General features: G+C 64.4%; 15 protein-coding genes. 6 read left to right on the forward strand and 9 right to left on the reverse strand.

Annotated elements, in window-relative coordinates; translation table 11 throughout:
• Window positions 1-15: 15 nt before the first annotated feature.
• Window positions 16-651, forward strand: coding sequence for a GNAT family N-acetyltransferase (locus BcanWU425_RS08980; RefSeq protein WP_204512205.1), 636 nt, complete (start codon window positions 16-18; stop codon window positions 649-651).
• Between the two features lie 13 nt (window positions 652-664).
• On the opposite strand, the gene BcanWU425_RS08985 is transcribed toward BcanWU425_RS08980, so the two are convergent.
• Window positions 665-1,681 (reverse strand): AraC family transcriptional regulator, encoded by a 1,017-nt coding sequence (locus BcanWU425_RS08985; RefSeq protein WP_204512204.1) that lies wholly within the window; start codon window positions 1,679-1,681, stop codon window positions 665-667.
• 202 nt (window positions 1,682-1,883) lie between these two features.
• Between BcanWU425_RS08985 and BcanWU425_RS08990 the strand changes: the two genes are divergently transcribed.
• Both BcanWU425_RS08990 and BcanWU425_RS08995 read left to right on the forward strand, forming a co-directional pair.
• Window positions 1,884-2,504: a response regulator transcription factor gene (locus BcanWU425_RS08990; RefSeq protein WP_204512203.1), complete on the forward strand. Its 621-nt coding sequence runs from the start codon at window positions 1,884-1,886 to the stop codon at window positions 2,502-2,504.
• A gap of 168 nt (window positions 2,505-2,672) precedes the next feature.
• On the forward strand, window positions 2,673-4,349 hold the full coding sequence (locus BcanWU425_RS08995) for a mucoidy inhibitor MuiA family protein (RefSeq protein WP_204512202.1): 1,677 nt from the start codon (window positions 2,673-2,675) through the stop codon (window positions 4,347-4,349).
• A 192-nt stretch (window positions 4,350-4,541) separates the two neighbouring features.
• Here BcanWU425_RS08995 and BcanWU425_RS09000 read toward each other — a convergent pair whose 3' ends face one another.
• The 5 genes from BcanWU425_RS09000 to BcanWU425_RS09020 all read right to left on the reverse strand — a co-directional run bounded on the left by BcanWU425_RS09000 (window position 4,542) and on the right by BcanWU425_RS09020 (window position 10,470).
• Complete coding sequence (locus BcanWU425_RS09000; protein ID WP_204512201.1) at window positions 4,542-5,897, reverse strand: esterase-like activity of phytase family protein; 1,356 nt, start codon at window positions 5,895-5,897, stop codon at window positions 4,542-4,544.
• An 84-nt stretch (window positions 5,898-5,981) separates the two neighbouring features.
• Window positions 5,982-6,878 carry a carbohydrate ABC transporter permease gene (locus BcanWU425_RS09005; protein WP_018453844.1) on the reverse strand — a complete coding sequence of 299 codons (897 nt, stop codon included), beginning with the start codon at window positions 6,876-6,878 and terminating at the stop codon, window positions 5,982-5,984.
• The gene (locus BcanWU425_RS09010) at window positions 6,871-7,827 is read right to left on the reverse strand and encodes a carbohydrate ABC transporter permease (RefSeq protein ID WP_204512200.1); all 957 of its coding nucleotides are present in this window, start codon (window positions 7,825-7,827) and stop codon (window positions 6,871-6,873) included. Before BcanWU425_RS09010 ends, BcanWU425_RS09005 begins: the two co-directional genes overlap by 8 nt.
• Before the next feature lie 167 nt (window positions 7,828-7,994).
• Entirely contained in the window at window positions 7,995-9,338 is a 1,344-nt protein-coding gene (locus BcanWU425_RS09015; protein WP_018453846.1) for an ABC transporter substrate-binding protein, read from the reverse strand.
• 88 nt (window positions 9,339-9,426) lie between these two features.
• On the reverse strand, window positions 9,427-10,470 hold the full coding sequence (locus BcanWU425_RS09020) for a C-terminal binding protein (RefSeq protein WP_204512199.1): 1,044 nt from the start codon (window positions 10,468-10,470) through the stop codon (window positions 9,427-9,429).
• A gap of 252 nt (window positions 10,471-10,722) precedes the next feature.
• On the opposite strand from BcanWU425_RS09020, the gene BcanWU425_RS09025 reads away from it, so the two are divergent.
• The gene (locus BcanWU425_RS09025) at window positions 10,723-12,408 is read left to right on the forward strand and encodes a methyl-accepting chemotaxis protein (RefSeq protein ID WP_026232608.1); all 1,686 of its coding nucleotides are present in this window, start codon (window positions 10,723-10,725) and stop codon (window positions 12,406-12,408) included.
• A gap of 156 nt (window positions 12,409-12,564) precedes the next feature.
• On the opposite strand, the gene BcanWU425_RS09030 is transcribed toward BcanWU425_RS09025, so the two are convergent.
• Window positions 12,565-13,542, reverse strand: a complete 978-nt coding sequence (locus tag BcanWU425_RS09030) for a Bug family tripartite tricarboxylate transporter substrate binding protein (protein ID WP_018453849.1) — start codon at window positions 13,540-13,542, stop codon at window positions 12,565-12,567.
• A gap of 97 nt (window positions 13,543-13,639) precedes the next feature.
• A complete protein-coding gene (locus tag BcanWU425_RS09035) occupies window positions 13,640-14,575 on the reverse strand; it encodes a DMT family transporter (RefSeq protein ID WP_007614154.1) in 936 nt (311 codons plus the stop codon).
• Window positions 14,576-14,680: 105 nt separating this feature from the next.
• Here BcanWU425_RS09035 and BcanWU425_RS09040 point away from each other — a divergent pair, with 105 nt between their 5' ends.
• Window positions 14,681-15,070 (forward strand): DUF1330 domain-containing protein, encoded by a 390-nt coding sequence (locus BcanWU425_RS09040; RefSeq protein ID WP_204512198.1) that lies wholly within the window; start codon window positions 14,681-14,683, stop codon window positions 15,068-15,070.
• Between the two features lie 17 nt (window positions 15,071-15,087).
• Here the strand turns inward: BcanWU425_RS09040 and BcanWU425_RS09045 are convergent, their stop codons facing one another.
• The gene (locus BcanWU425_RS09045; protein ID WP_018453851.1) at window positions 15,088-15,693 is read right to left on the reverse strand and encodes a TetR/AcrR family transcriptional regulator; all 606 of its coding nucleotides are present in this window, start codon (window positions 15,691-15,693) and stop codon (window positions 15,088-15,090) included.
• 73 nt (window positions 15,694-15,766) lie between these two features.
• Here BcanWU425_RS09045 and BcanWU425_RS09050 point away from each other — a divergent pair, with 73 nt between their 5' ends.
• Window positions 15,767-16,171: a hypothetical protein gene (locus BcanWU425_RS09050; RefSeq protein ID WP_204512197.1), complete on the forward strand. Its 405-nt coding sequence runs from the start codon at window positions 15,767-15,769 to the stop codon at window positions 16,169-16,171.
• Window positions 16,172-16,245: the final 74 nt, after the last annotated feature.

A 16,245-nucleotide genomic window follows, 5' to 3' on the forward strand; every position in this document is an offset into this window, starting at 1 on the left:
GCGAAGGGGGCGCGCATGACGATACGGTCTGCGCGTCCCGAAGACGCCGATTTCATCGCACAAACCATCCTTTCATCGCAGCGCGGCTACCGGCCGCGTGGCTGGTTCGACGTTGCGCTCGGTTGGCCTGAAACACAGTGCCGCGATTTCATCGCGCACGTCGCAGCCGCTCGCGCGGTGTCGATGTGGCACGTCTCGCAATTTCTGGTCGCCGAGATCGATGGCAAGCCTGCTGCCGCCTTGTGTGCGCTACCGGCGGCCGGCACGGGACCAGCGGCTTGGCGTGCGATCGAGGAAGTCGCAGCCGCGTCCGGACTCGCCGCGGCAGAGCTGGAGGCCATCCGTCAACGCGGCGGCTACACCCGCGCCTGCTGGGTTCAGGGCGGCGAGGGCGATTGGATGATCGAGCATGTCGCGACCGATCCCGCCTATCGCGGCCGCGGCCTGGTGCAGTCACTGATCGCGCATGCGCTGGAGAAGGGGCGAGCGGCTGGATGTGCACGGGCGACAATATCGTTCCTGATCGGCAACGAGCCCGCCGAGCGCGCTTATACCAAGGCCGGCTTTGTCCTTGCCGAGGAGAAGCGCGATCCTGCCTTCGAGGCGATCATCGGTGCGCCGGGCTTTCGCATGTTTGCGCGGGTGATGTGATCGGTCTTGAAAATCAAGCCGCGGTTGCCGCCAATGGCCGGGCGCCTTTGCGCCATGCGGTGATGGTGCAGCCGAAATGGCCGCGAAACCAGCGGGCCATGGCGCTCTGTGCGGAGAAGCCGAGCTGCACGGCGATGTCGGCCAGCGGCCGGCCGGGGTCGTCGATGAGCTGGACCACGAGATCGGCGCGCTGCGCGTCGAGAATGGCCGAGAAGCTGGTGCCGGCTTCGGCGAGGTGGCGGTGGATGGTGCGCCGGGTGCAGGCGAGGTGTTCGGCGACGCGCTCGACCGTGCAGCCGCCGCCGGCGAGCAGGAGACGCACGACCTCGTCGACCTTCTCCTCCCAGCTTGCCGGCCGCGTCTCGATCGCCTCGATCCGCTTGCGCAGATAGCTCGCGATCAGCGGATGCGCGCTCGGGATCCGGCGCTCCATGTCGTGTGCCGACAACAGGATCGAATCGGCCTCCGCATTGAAGGTCACACGGCAGCCGTAGAACTCGCGGTAGCGCTTGCGGTCGTGCGGCGGCGGGTAATGCAGGTGCACTTCCTGCGGCCGCCAATCGCTGCCGAACAGCGACTGGATGATGCGGTGGACGCTGCCGAGCGCCATGTCGATCGACTGGCGCGGCGCGGCCGGCTGCCGGCCGCGCAGGTGCAGCGTGACGCTGACGGTCTGCTTGTCGCGGGTGACGTCCAGCTTCATGCCGTCGTGATGGATCGGGATGAAGCGCGAGAAGGCTTCGATGGCTTCACCAACGGTCGCCTGTTCGCGCACGATCAGGCCGACCGCGCCGAAATTGGTCAGCCCGCCGCGTTCAGCAAGCCGCAACCCGAAATCTTCGGCTCCGGACGCCTCGGCCGACAATTCGAGCAGACGTCGCAGGCTTGTGACGGCAATGGGTGTATCGGGCTTGTCGAGGCAGGCCAGCGGCAGCCTGACCTTGCGCATCATGTGTTTGGGGTCGAGCCCGACCGACCGGGCGACCTCCAGGTAATAGCTCAAGCCCGCGCTACGAATGAGGTCGGTCATGCGCCCCGTTCCTGCCAGCCGTCCCGCCGATGTCCCGAAATGTAAAGTTTCTGTCCCGATCGGTCAAATCCGGGAACAGGGTGGAACATACATAAGTGAAACCGAAGCACGGGCGTGAGTGCTGTGCAAATGACGGCGCGGCGCGACGAGGCCCCGCTGCCGTCTCGGACCATTTGACCCAAGACATTGCTGGATCGGAATTATGCCGGGGGACATGCTTTCCAAGGGTGAGGTATTCGTCATCGACACCGATGCCGCCTCCCGCGAACAACTTTCCACCGCGCTTCAACAAAGCGCATACAACGTGATCTGCTTCGCCGACGGCGCGTCTCTGCTCTCGGAGGCCAAGGCGCGGATGCCGGCCTGCGTGCTGCTGGAGATGCCGGCCGATCGCTCCGGTCTCGACGTGCTCAAGCGCCTGCGCGAGGAAAACTGCATGGCGCCGGTGCTGGTGACCGCGACAAACGGCAGCATCGCCATGGCGGTGGATGCCATCAGGAGCGGTGCGGCCGACTTCATCGAGAAGCCGTTCCGCACCCGCGACATCATCGACCGGATCGATGCCGCCATCGACGAGTTCGCACAGCCCGGCTCCAGCCGGCAGCGCTGGCTGCCCGGCTGCGAACCCCTGACCACGCGAGAGGGCGACGTGCTCGAGCATCTCGCCGCCGGCCTGACCAACAAGGAGGTCGCCCGGCGCATGCATCTGAGCGCACGCACGGTCGAGGGCTATCGCGCCGGCATCCTGAGGAAGGCGGGCGCCAAGAACGTCACCGATCTGCTCCGCCGCATCTTCGGGCAGGGTTCGTCCGCTCAGGATTAAGCGCTCCGTCGCGGGCTGACGACACGTTCCGGGCCTTGCTGCCGCCGCGGCGGCGCCCCACGGAAACCCCAATCGAACCAGTTCCTTCCCTGCCGCGTCCAACCATGTTGGCGAGGCATTGGATCGCGCGTCCGGCTGGTGGCGGCGATGACTTGGAGGAGGGACTTGATGCGCATCACCGCAAAATGTTTGGCAACGACGAGCCTGGTTCTGGTGACTACGGCATTCGCGTCGTCGTCATGGGCCGCCGAATTGGACGCCACATCGGCGATCGATACCGTCACGGTTTACCCCGATGGCGCGACCGTCACCCGCGTCATCGCGGTGGACCTGCCGTCTGGTGACTCGACGCTCATTGCCAAGGACTTCCCGCTTGGTCTCGACACCTCCTCGATCCGGGTGGAGGGTGAGGGGGGAGCGAAGCTCACCATCGGCACGATCGATGCGCGAACGCCGCGTGCGGCGCCGGTCAATCTGCCGGAGCTGGACAAGCGCATCGAGGCGCTGAACGACCAACGCGCCGACCTGCAAGGCGCGATCGACTCGGCCAATGCGCGGCGCAAATTCGCGGAGCACTTTGCGGAAGCGTCGCCTGCGGGCATCGGCGACAAGGGCGAGGCGCGGCCGATTGCCGAATGGCGCACGGCCTTTGCCACCGTCGGCGAGGAAATTGCAAGCGCCGATACCGCCGTTCGCGACGCCACGCGCAAGATGCGCGAGATCGATCGGCAGATCGCCCAGCTCGAAGTCGAGCGGAAGGCCAAGCCGCCGAGCAAGCTCGAAGTCCGCATGGACATCGCCGCGCCGGCGGCTACCAAGGCGACGTTGAGGGTCACCTACAATGTGCGCAATGCGCGCTGGCTGCCGCTCTACGACGCCCGCCTCGACACCGGTGCGAAGGATCGCAAGCCGCAGCTCGAGCTGGTCCGCCGTGCCGAAGTCACGCAATCGACCGGCGAGGACTGGTCCAACGTCACGCTCGGCGTCTCCACGGTCCGCATCGGCCGCGGCGGCAGCGCGCCGGAGCTGAACTCGCTGGTCGCGCAGTATCCGCAAGTGCCGAAGCCGCGGGCGCTGGGTTCGCTTTCGGATTCGGCAGTGCCTGCGGCGGCGCCCATGCAGCAGCGAAAGATGGAAACGTCCGCGGCCAAGGCGGCCGACGATATCCGCGAGCGCGCCGAAGAACAGCAGGCGGTCGCCGAGATCGGCGACTTCCAGGCCTCCTACAAAATTCCCGGCCGCGTCAGCCTCGGTGCTGCCGAGGGCGCCAAGAGCCTGCGCATCGCCTCGATGACAGTGCCCGCCGATCTCATGGTGCGCGCGGCACCGGTGATGGACCCCACCGCCTTCCTCGAAGCGAGCTTCAAGCAGACCGACGACACGAGCCTGTTGCCGGGCAAGGTCGCAATCTATCGCGACGGGACTTTCGTCGGCCGCGGCAAACTCTCGGCTTCGGCCAAGGACGATATCGTGCGGCTCGGCTTCGGCGCCGACGACAAGGTCAGGATCGAGCGCGCGGTGCTCAAGCGCAACGAAGGTTCGGCCGGTCTCCTGGTCACGACGTCGAAGACCGACGAGCGATCGTTCAAGACGACGATCCGCAATGGTCACGACTTCCCGATCAAGGTCGCGATTGAGGATCAATTGCCGGTCAGCGAGAACGAGGACATCCTCGTCGAGATGCTGCCTGCGACCACGCCGCCGACCGCAAGCAACATTCGCGACCGGCGCGGCGTGCTGGAATGGTCGTTCGACGCCAAGCCCGGCGAGGTCAAGGACATCAACTTCGTCTGGCGCATTCGCTGGCCGAAGGACAAGAGCATGGTGATCGTGCCGGCGGGTTGATGTGCGGCGCCGAGGTGCGAGTTGTCTTTACCTCGTGCTCGCTCACTGTCCGTCATGTCCCGCCTAGTGCGCAGTTACGCACGAGGGCGGGGCATCTAGTACGCCGCGGCCTCACGATTTGATCGCTGGCGCCGCGGCGTACTGGATCGCCCGGTCGAGCCGGGCGATGACCCGCGTTGAGAGAGCGCTGGCTTACTTCGCCTTCAGGAAGTCCGCGACATCGAGCAGCATGAACTCGTCGTCGTCGGCCTTGTTGGGATCGCGGCTGGACGAGAACGGCAGATTGTTGTCATTGCCGACGATGATGTGGGTTTCGTCGACACGATCGACGTTCTCGATGGTGAAGAACGGGAACGTGTAGACGCCGTCATTGAGCGGCTTCTTCGCCTTCTTGTCGGGATCCCTGATCTTCAGGAGGTCGATGTAGCCGATCTTGCGCACGGGCTTGCCGACATTGGCGTCGGTGAGCTCGATCTTGTAGACGCGCTTGAACTTGGCCACGTCGGGGAAGCAGTTCTCGCCGCGGGTGCCTTGCGGGCAGGCCTTTTCGGGCGTGCCTTCGCCGTTGTCGCGCTCGATGATCAGGCCGGCGCTCGGGTCGATCATGTTGAAGTCGCCGATGGCATTGCCGTTCTGCTCGAACACATACTGCCAGTAGCGGCCGGTGAATTTTTCCGCGGCGACGTCGAATTCGAGGATGCGCGAGGCTTCCTTGCCGTCGACCTTCTCCCAGTCCTTTTTCTCGGCATCCCAGAGCGGCCCCTCGAGCAGGCCGTAGAGAAACTTGCCGTCTTTCGAGGCGGCGAAGCCCTCGTAACCCTTGGAGCGTCGGAGGTTGACGTTGGTGTAGGTCGCACCCGGCGCGCCCGGGGTCGCCACCGCCCAATGATCCGGCGATCGCACGGGCTTACCGTCGGCGACCGTCTCGAATACGGCCAGAATCTTGCCGGTCTTGTCGGCCTTCAGGATGTAGGGGCCGAACTCGTCGCCGATCCAGAAGGTGTCGCCGATAATCTGGAAACCTTCGGTGTCGAAGTCGGAGCCGGTGAGGTAACGCCTCTCGGTGTCTTCATGCACGATGCGGAACGGCACGCGTCTGTCGGGATCGTGCAGGAACACGGTCTCCAGCCGCTCGATCTTGCCGCCGGCCCAATCCATCCTGTAGCGGTTGAGGTACAGCATCGAATCTGGCGAATTGGCGCGCGCGCCCATGCCGTTGTCGGTGATGACCCAGAAAGTGCCGTCCCCCATCGACTTGATACCGGAATGGCCCTGCAGCGGCTGGCCCTTGAACGGCAGCGACACGCCGGTGGCCCGCTCATAGGACTTGCCCATCACCGTGCCGAGCGCGTCGACCCGCTTCCCGGTGGTGTATTTACCGGATGTCTTGAGATCGGCGGGAGCATCAGCCGGCGCGTCGATGAACGTGGCGGCCGGCATCACGACGTGGCCGGCGAGCTTGGCGGGGAATTCGCCTTCGCTCTGCGCCAGCGCGGAGCTCGCGGTCAGAATGATCGTTGCGACGGTACTAAGCAAAGTCGCGCGCATGTGCGTCTCCTGTTAACGGAGGCCGTCTTATGCGGACCGCGCATTGCAGTTTTGTGAAACCGGGCCAAACGCCGCAGCCGACAGCTACTCCTTGACCGCGCCCGTCAGCGACGACACGTAGTAATCGACGAACAGCGAGTAGAAGATCGCAACCGGCAGCGAGCCGAGCAGCGAGCCCGCCATCAGCGCGCCCCACTGATAGACGTCGCCGGTGACGAGCTCGGTCAGGATCGCGACCGGCACCGTCTTGTTGGCGCCGCTCTGGATAAAGGCGAGCGCGTAGATGAACTCGTTCCAGGACAGCGTGAAGGAGAAGATGCCGGCCGAGATCAGGCCGGGCACCGCCAGCGGCAGCGTGATCCGCCGCAGGATCTGGAGCCTGGTGGCGCCGTCCACCAGCGCGCATTCCTCGAGCTCGTAGGGGATCGACTTGAAATAGCCGATCAGGAGCCAGGTGCAGAACGGCACCAGGAAGGTCGGGTAGACCAGGATCAACGCAAGCGGGCTGTCGAACAGGCCGAACTGCACGACCACGGTCGCGAGCGGAATGAACAGGATCGACGGCGGCACGAGATAGGCCATGTAAATGCCGAGGCCGACATAGGGACTGCCGCGGAAGCGCAGGCGCTCGATCGCATAGGCGGCCAGCGTGCTCGCGATCAGCGACAGCGTAGTCGCCCCGACCGCGACCAGCATCGTCGTCCACAGCCAGCGCGGATAGGCGGTGTCGAACAACAGGTGCTTGATGTGGGCCAGCGTCGGCGAGGAGATCCAGAAAGGGTTGTGCTCCTTGTAGTTCATCAGCTCTGCGTTCGGCTTGAACGACGTGATCGTCATCCAGTAGAACGGAAATAGGAGGATCAGCACGAAGCAGCCGAGCGGCAGATAGATCATCATCAGCCGCCGCAGCCCGGAATCCCAGGCCATGGTGTCCGGCGGCGTGGTGGCGACGGCGGCCGGCTCGGCGGCGGTATCAGTCATTGCTCTCTCCCTGCTGCCATTTGCGGCGCGCCAGGCCGAAATAAGAGAACAGCGTTGCGAACACGAGGAACGGGATCATCGACACCGCAATCGCCGCGCCCTCGCCGAGCTCGCCGCCCGCAATGCCGCGCTGGAAGGCCAGCGTTGCCAGCAAATGGGTTGAGTTGCCGGGGCCGCCCCGGGTGATGGCGTAGACCAGCTGGAAATCGGTGAAGGTGAAGATGATCGAGAAGGTCATGACGATCGCGAGGATCGGCATCATCATCGGGAAGGTGATGTAGCGGAACCGCTGCCAGGCGCTGGCGCCATCGAGCATCGCGGCTTCGTAGAGCGAGGGCGAAATGGTCTGCAGGCCCGCCAGCAGCGAGATCGCGACGAAGGGAATGCCGCGCCAGATATTGGCGGCGATCAGCGAGAAGCGCGCCGGCCAGGGCGAGCCGAGGAAGTCGATATTGGTGGTGCGCCAGTGCAGCACGTCGACCAGAAGGTAGGAGATGATCGAGAACTGCGGATCGTAGATCCACCAGAACGCCAGCGCCGAGAGCACCGTCGGCACGATCCAGGGCATCAGGATGATCGCACGCAACAGGCTCTTGAACGGAAAATGGTTGTTGAGCAGCAGTGCGAGCCAGAAGCCGAGCGCGAACTTTCCAAAGGTCGCGATCCCCGTGTAGACCACGCTGTAGAACACCGCGTTCCACCACAGGGAATCGGTGAGCAGATACTGGAAATTCTCGAAGCCGACGAAGACGCCTTTTCTGCCGATCGTCGTGTCGGTGAAGGCGAGCCAGATGCCGAGGCCGAGCGGATAGGTCAGGAACACCGTGAGCAGCCCGATCGCAGGTGCGAGGCACATCACGATCAGGAACGGCTTGTAGTCGAACAGGCGCACCAGCCAGGAGGGTTGCCAGTGCACGAGGGCAGGAGAAGAGAGTGTGGTCACGGACATCGGTTTGTTGTCCCGTCTCTGAAAGTCACCAGGCCCGTCACTGCGAGGAGCCCGTGACAAAATTGCGAAGCAATTTTGCACTGGGGCGACGAAGCAATCCAGGCTGTAACTGGGAAGACAGGCTGGATTGCTTCGCTTCGCTCGCGATGACGCGCTTTTGGCCAGCGCTACTTCTGCCGCCGGAAGTACCGCTTGCAGCGCTGCTCGGCTTCCGCGGCTGCGGCTTCCGGCGTGGCAGCGCCGGTCGCGACGGATGCGAACATCTGAATCAGCACGTAGTCGGCGCTGACGGCACCGGTCGCGGTCGAGATCGGGCCAGCATAGCCGTCATAGTAGATGGTGTTCATGGTGTCCTTGAAGATCTTGATCTTGGGATCTTCGCTCCAGACCTTGGCCTCCGCGTAAGCCGCGAGCGGCTGGGCCCAGTAGCCGGAATTGGCGTTGAGCCACGGCTCGTACTGGTCCTTTTCCAGCATGTATTGCAGGAAGGCCTTTGCGGCGTTGGGGTACTGGCTGTGCTTGAACAGCATGGCGTTCAGCGTCAGGCCCGCCATCGGCGAGACCTTGGCGACACCCTTCGGCAGCAGTTGATGTTCGCTGTCGTCGGCGATCGCCTTGGTCGCCGGATCGTTCTTCAGTGAAAAATACAGCGAGACGCCGTTGGCGGTCAGCGAGATCTCCTGCGCGGCGTAGGCGCGGTTGTTGCTGACGTCGTTCCATGACGTCGTGCCGGCGATGAAGGTCGGATAGAGCTGTTTGACCCAGTTCAGTGCGGCGATCGTCTCCTTGCTGTTGATGACGACGTTCCCCTCTTCGTCGAGCAGCGCCGCGTTGTGCGACCACAGCGCCCAGTTCGCAAAACCGTTGCCGTCGCCCTTGGCGTTGCCGAGCGCCAAGCCGGCCGGCTTGCCGGCCTTCTGAAGCTTCTGGCAGAGATCGAGGATTCCGGCATGGTCTTCCGGCACCTTGTCGAAGCCGACCGATCGCAGGATCGACTTGCGGTAGATCAGCGGACCCGCGGTCGCGCCGAACGGCAGTCCGATCCAGGCGTCGCTCTTGTTCTTCTTGCCGTAGCGCTGCGCCAGCGGCAGCCAGCCGCCGTACCGCTTGCCGACATAGTCGGCGACGTCGGTCAGCTCGATCAGCTTGTCGATATAGATGTGCGGCGCATCGGAGAAGCCGATGATAATATCGGGGCCGGCACCGGAATTCGCGGTCACCGCGGTCTGCTGGTTGATGTCCTCCCAGCCGACGAAGTCGACCTTGACCTCGACCCCGGTCTCCTTGGTGAATTTGGCCGCATTGGCGCGGAACACGTCCTCGTCGGCCTGGACGAAACGTACCGGTCGCAGCATGCGCAGGGATGCGCCTTTCTCGATCGGCAGTTTCGGTGTGGGGACGTCCGCGGCCTTGATCGCGGATTGCGCATTTGCCGGAGCACCGGTTGCCGCGATTGCCGCAGCGGACAGGCCCAGCGCCAAGGCATCACGACGCGTGATGTCGTTCCTCATCGGTTCCTCCCTATATGTTTCCCTTCCCGGCGTTGATCGCCGGTGAAGGGTCTTTCCGGTTGCCGGCGCGCCTTCGCGGCCGTCCCGTCTAGCTGTTCGGGCCGCGGTCCATGCTGACAGGCTGCCAGCGGCGGAGCGCGGTGTCTTGCAGCACCGACGGATTGACGCAGCTTACCGGCCACATGCCCTGAAGCACCAGTGACAATTCGTAGCCCACCCGGCGCTTGCGCGCCTCGTCAAACCGTGCCGAGGCGGAGGCGACGTGGGCGGTCAGGGTGACATTGTCCATGCCGAGCAGCGGATTGTTGTGCGAGGGCGGCTCCTTCTCCAGCACGTCGAGGGCGGCATGGGCGATCCAGCCCTCCTGAAGCGCCTTGATCAGGCTTTCCTCGTCCACGGTGGCGCCGCGACCCGTGTTGATGAAGACGGACCCCTTCTTCATCTGCCGGAAGTGCTTCTCGGTGAGCATGTGATGCACCTCGGGCCGGGCGGGGGCGTGCATCGAGACGAAGTCGGATTGCGACAACACCTCGTTCAGCGTCGCCGGAATCACGCCGTGGTCGGACATCAGCGTTTCCTGGATGAAGGGATCGTAGGCCATCATCCGCAGGCCGAAGGGAGCTGCGCGTTTCGCAACCGCACGCGCCACGCGGCCGAACGAGATGAAGCCGAGCGTCTGGCCCATCAGCCGCGGTATCTTCGACAACGCCGGCCGGCCCTCGGCCCAGCGGCCGCTACGCACCATCCGGTCCTGCTCGACCAGCCGGCGGAAGCCAGCGAGCAGCAGCATCATGGCATGGTCGGCGACCTCCTCGATGAAGGTGTCGGGGATGTTGGTGACGGGAATGCCGCGCGCGGTCGCGGCCTTGATGTCGACGCTGTCGACGCCGACCGAGCCCAGCGTGATGACCTTGCAGCTCTCCAGCGCGTCGATGATGGTCTTGGTGATCGGGATGCCCTTGGCGTAGATGGCGTCCGCTGTCTTCGCGGCGGCGATGAACCCGGCCTCGTCGGCCGGCGCCTCGACGATCTCGGCGTCGATCGGATCGAGCGCCTCGCGCTCGTAGGAATAATCGCTGCTCGCGACCGTGAAGCTCGCGCCCTTCGGCGTCACCACCCTGTATTTCGGCATGTCCTGCTCCCGATTTGGTTTCTTGTTGTGACCCATGCTTTGCGCGGGCCTTTGCGTCTTTTACGCGAAATCGAGGAGGTCGCGTACAATTCCCGGTTGTCATTGAGGCGATTTATACGACTGGTTCGACGTCTTCTCCGGGCTTCTACGGGGCGCCCCGTAACAGCTTGCTAAGGGGTCACCCCCTAAAGGTTAATTTGATTTCGATCGATTCACTCGCGCGTCCTTATCCCTGTGTTGCCGGAGCATCCCGTGAAATTAAGCAATATGAAGATCGCCCCCAAGCTCGGCATCCTCGTCGGCGTCACCTTGTTCGGACTGTGCATTTCCGGGATCCTCGCCGGATACCTGATGAAGCAGGAGATGGTGAACGCGCGCATCGATCAGGCCAAGGCGATCGTGGAGATGGGGCGCAACTACGCCGCTGCCCTCAAGAAGCGGGTCGACGCCGGCGAGCTGACGAAGGATGCGGCGATGGCCGAGATTCGTCGCTACGGCAATGCAATGACGTATGACAACGGTGCGGGCTATTTGTTCGGCACGTCCTATGACGGCATCACCCAGCTCGCGCCCGATCCGAAGCAGATCGGCAGCAACCGCATGGATGTCGTGACCAACGGCCGCAAGCTGTCTGCCGAGTTGATGGACGGGGTCAAGGCCAATGGTTCGATCCTGCTGTATTATGAATATGTGAAGCCCGGCCAGGAGAAGCCGATCCGCAAGCTCGGCTACGCGGTCGCGGTCCCCGGCTTCGACATGTATCTCGGCACCGGCGCCTATCTCGATGATATCGACGCCAAGATGGGTCCGGTCTACTGGCTGCTCGGCTTGGCCATGCTCGGTATCGTCATCGTCGCCGGCAGCGTTGCCTGGCTGATCGGTCGCAGCATCAGCCGCCCGCTCGCCCTGCTCGGAGCCCGCATGAAGGATCTCGCCGAGGGCAAGCTCGACGGCGACATTCCCGGCGTCGGCCGTGGTGACGAGGTCGGCGCAATGGCGTCGACCGTCCAGATCTTCAAGGACAACGCTGTCCGCATCCGCGACATCGAGAAGAGCGAAGCCGATGCCAAGGATCGCGCAGCGGCGGAACGTCGCAGCGTGATGGAGGGCATCGCCAGCGACTTCGAACGCAGCGTCAATGGTATCGTCCGCTCGGTCTCCTCGGCTGCGACGGGCATGCAAGCCACTGCGCAATCGATGACCGCGACCGCCGGCGACGCCTCGTCGCGTGCGGCGACGGTCGGCGCGGCCTCGCAGAGAGCGTCGGGCAATGTCGGCACGGTTGCCGCGGCTGCCGAAGAGCTGTCGAGCTCGGTTGCGGAGATCTCGCGCCAGGTCACCCGCTCGACCGAAGTGGCGAGCCGCGCTGTCAACGACGCCGAGCGTACCAATGCCACGGTGCAGGAACTCTCCACCGGCGCCGAGAAGATCGGCGAGGTGGTCAAGCTGATCCACTCGATCGCGGCACAGACCAATCTGCTCGCCCTCAACGCCACCATCGAAGCGGCGCGCGCCGGTGAATCCGGCCGCGGCTTCGCCGTCGTCGCTTCCGAAGTCAAGGCGCTCGCCAACCAGACCGCCAAGGCGACCGAGGAAATCTCCGCCCAGGTCGCGGCGATGCAGACATCGACCAGCGATGCGGTCGCCGCCATCGGCGGCATCACTCAGACCATCGCCGAGATGAGCGAGATCACCGCGGGCATTTCAGCATCGATCGAGCAGCAGGGCGAGGCGACCCGCGAGATCGCCCGCAACATTCAGTCGGTCGCGGCCGGATCGAACGAGATCAACGCCAATATCGGCAGCGTCACCTCGGCCGCGGAAGCGACCGGCACGGCGGCAAGCGACGTGCTCACCAACGCTCGCGAGCTCGACAGCCAGTCCGGCGCGCTGCGCAGCGCAGTCGACGGCTTCCTCGCCAAGGTGCGCGCGGCGTAGGTCGCCACACCAAAGCGACGCCATCTCCTCTATCGTCATGCCCGGGCTTGTCCCGGGCATCCACGTTCTTGGACACCGGACGCTTTGATCGACGTGGATGGCCGGGACAAGCCCGGCCATGACGGAGAATGCCGAGCGCGCGGCTTTCGCGAGCCCCTACTGCTTCTCGATCCCTGCCTCGCGGATCAGCTTCTCCCACAACACCAGCTGTTCGTTCACGAACGTGCCGAGCTGCTCGGGCGTGCCCGAAAACGCGTCCATGCCGAGGGTGGCGAGCTGGGCCTTGATCTCCGGCTTCTCGACGATCTTCCGGATCTCGGCGTTGAGTCGCGTCACGATCTCCTTGGGCATGCCGGCGGGGCCAAAATAGCCCTGCCACGACGAGATGTCGAAGTCCGGCACGCCGGCCTCCTGCATCGAGGGCAGGTTCGGCACCAGCGACGAGCGGTCCTTCGTCGTGACGGCGAGCGCGCGTAGCGCGTTGCCCTGGACATGCGGCAGGCCGGTCAGGATGTCCACGAACATCATCGAGACGCGGCCGCCCATGACGTCGTTGAGCGCCGGCGGCGAGCTCTTGTAGGGCACGTGCAGGAGGTCGAGCCCGGCATTGTGTGCAAAGGTCGCCCCCGACACGATCGCCGAGGACGAGCCCGAGGCGTAGCTCAGCTTGCCCGGATTGGCCTTGCCGTAGGCGATGAGCTCGCCGACGGTCTTGGCCGGCACCTCCGGGTGGATCACCAGCATGAAGGGCAGGTCGCCGGTGCGCGCGATCGGGGTGAAGTCCTTGACCGGATCGTAGGTCAGGCTTTTGAGCAGATAGGGATTGGCCGAATGCGTGGTGTTGGTGGTCACCAGCAGCGTGTAGCCGTCGGGCGCGGCGCGCGCGACATAGGTGGCGGCGATCATGCCGTTGGCGCCCGCCTTGTTCTCGATGACGATGCCGACGCCGAGGGCCTGCGACAAATGCTGCGAGATCAGCCGCGTCGTGGTGTCGGTGCCGCTGCCGGCGGCGAACGGCAGCACCAGCGTGATGTTGCGGCTCGGATAATTGTCGGCCTGCGCAGCGGACGCGGCGGCGAGACAAAGGGCGCCCGTGCCGATGGCACGCAGGTTTCGGATCAACGCTGAAAGCATGTCTGGTCGTTCCCTCTTTTTTGGTTGGCGGGGAACCTAGCGTCTCCTCGTCGAAATCGGAAGGCGCGAGTTTGTCGCCTCGTCTCGCGTCGCGGAATTACTTCACCGCAGAACCCTGGCGCGAGGCGATCACGACGCCGGCGAGCACCAGCAGGTAGCCGATCAGGTGGAAGGGCTGAATCTTTTCGCCGAGCAGCAGGATCGCCATCGCCGAGCCGAACACCGGCACCAGATGGAAGAACGGCGCGGCGCGGTTCGGGCCGATCAGCGCCACGCCCCGGTTGAAGAAGAGATAGGCCAGCGTCGAGGGAAAGATCAGGATGTAGCCCAGCGTCGCCAGCGTCACCCCGTCGAGTTGCAGGACGCGACCACTCCAGGCCTCCCAGATCGCGGTCGGCAGCAGCATCGTCGCGCCGCAGCAGGTGGTGAAGGAGAGAAAGGAGAGTTGGTGGATCTTCGGTCGCCGCGGGATGAAGGCGGAGTAGATCCCGAACGCCACCAGCGAGGAGGCGAACATGATGTCGCCCCTGTTGAAGCTGATGCTCGCGAGCGCGGCGAGATCGCCGCGCAGGATGATGATCAGCACGCCGAGAAGCGAGATCCCGATGCCGGCGAGCTGCGCACCGGTCAGCCGCACGCCGAACAGCACCAGCGACCACAGCGCCACGAACAGCGGTCCGGCCGACTGGATCAGTAGCGCGTTCAGCGCTTCCGTGTACTGCATCGCCCAGTACGAGATCGCGTTGTTGAAGGCAAAGCCCACCAGCGACAGGAACAGCATCAGCGGCAGGCTCTTGCGCAGATTCGGCCAGTCCCGCTTCAGATGCGGCCACGCGAAGGGCAGGAGGATCAGGAATACGCCGAACCAGCGGATCGTGGTCACCGTCAGCGGCGGCACATGCGCGCCGACGTGGCGCGCGAGCACGATGTTGCCGGCCCAGAACAGCGAGCTCAGGCTAAGCAGCAGATAAGGCTGGTTGTTGAGCCAACTGGCCGGATTGGAGGCCGGTGGCGCGGGCGAAGCGATCGTCATTGGCGTTGCATACGAGCTTGCGCCGGATTTGCGTCGTGACACAAGTCATGCGACCGCAATGCTACAATGCAGGCATGACCAGAGGAGGCGGCATTGGCGGTTAATATGTTGAACATCGATGGCCTTGATCGGCTCGATCGGCATGCACCGGTGGTGATGTTGAACCTGATGCGCTTCCACGCGCACTCCGGCGACGGCGACAGTTCCGGCTGGGACGCCTATCTGCGCTACAGTGCGGTCACAGTGCCGATGATCAAGGCACGCGGCGGCACGCTGCTCTGGACCGGCGAGGCCAGGGCCGTCGCGCTCGGCACGCAGCAGGGCAACGACTGGGATTTCGCGGCGCTGGTCTATTATCCCGCCGTCACGGCTTTCATCGACATGATGACCTCGAAGGCCTACGACACGGAGGCTGATCCGCACCGCGTCAACGCCTGCGCCGAGCACGTCATCATTGCGACCAGCGAAGCGTACAGCAAGTTCAAGATGAAGTAGCGCCGCCTGCTGCCGGCTTACTTCAGCCCGTCCACAGCCGCGTGGCACGCCGTCTGCAGCAAGCGACAGACCTCCTCCGTCGACCGCTGCCGGCTCAACGCTGCAAACGTCGGATAACTCGTCAGCACGAAGATCAAATCAACCGTGTCCCGCATGGCGCGCTTTGCCGCGTGCTTGCCCACGATCCGCGACAGCAGCGCGGTCAGCAATTCGCGCCGTCGCTCGTTACGCTCGATCAGCGCCTCGCCGAATTCCGGATCGGTCGCGATGGCCTGGTTGAGCCCACCGATGGCGGGATCGCGCCCCCAGAACGTACAGAAGATTTCGATGACGCGGTCGAGCGCGGCGCGCGGATCCGCCATCGTCATCACCTCGGCCAGTTCGAACAGTCCGCCCTGGTGCGCGATGTCGTCGAACACGGCCTCCAGCAATCCCCGCCGCGATCCGAACTGGTTGTAGACGGTCAATCGCGTGACGCCGGCCGCCTTGGCGACCACGTCGAGGGAGAAGTTCGCAATGCTCGCGTCCTCGCGTAGGAGTCGCGCGCCGGCCGCGATGATGCGCTCGCGCGTCGCCGCCGCCGCGGAAGCCCGCGCGGAGCTCACATAATTGCGCTTCGGCATCGCCTTGCCATTCTGTTGACGTATTGACTATACATGTAGTATATCTAATTTAGAAGCCGGTTCGGAGCTTGCCATGCAAACTGCCCTCGTGATCGCCTTGTCACTTCATGTGTTGTCGTCCGTGTTCTGGGCGGGATCAAGCTTTGCGCTGGCCCGCATCGGCGGAGTTGCCGGTGAGCAGCTGGTCTTTCCACAACTCGGCGCGGCGACGATTGCCATCCTGACCGGCGGCTATCTCGGCCATCTCGTTCATTCCCACAGCTTCGGCACGACCGAACAGGTGCTCGCCGTCGGTGCTGTCTGCGCACTGATTGCGGCGGGCGTTCAGGCTGTCATCGGTCCCCGTGCGCTCGTGGCCCTGCGTCGTGGCACCGGCAAGCCGGAGGACCTCCGTGCACGTATCGCCGCCGCCCAACGTGCGGCGGCGGGCCTGCTGGGCATCGCCGCGCTCTGCATGGGCGCCGCGCGCTACATTTGAATGCAGTCCAGGGAGGAGTGTTGAGAGCTCTCTGTTCCCAATGTCAGACCATAGCGCGGCTTCCAGCCGCTTTC

Source organism: Bradyrhizobium sp. WU425 (assembly GCF_021052305.1).
GTDB lineage: Bacteria > Pseudomonadota > Alphaproteobacteria > Rhizobiales > Xanthobacteraceae > Bradyrhizobium > Bradyrhizobium canariense_D.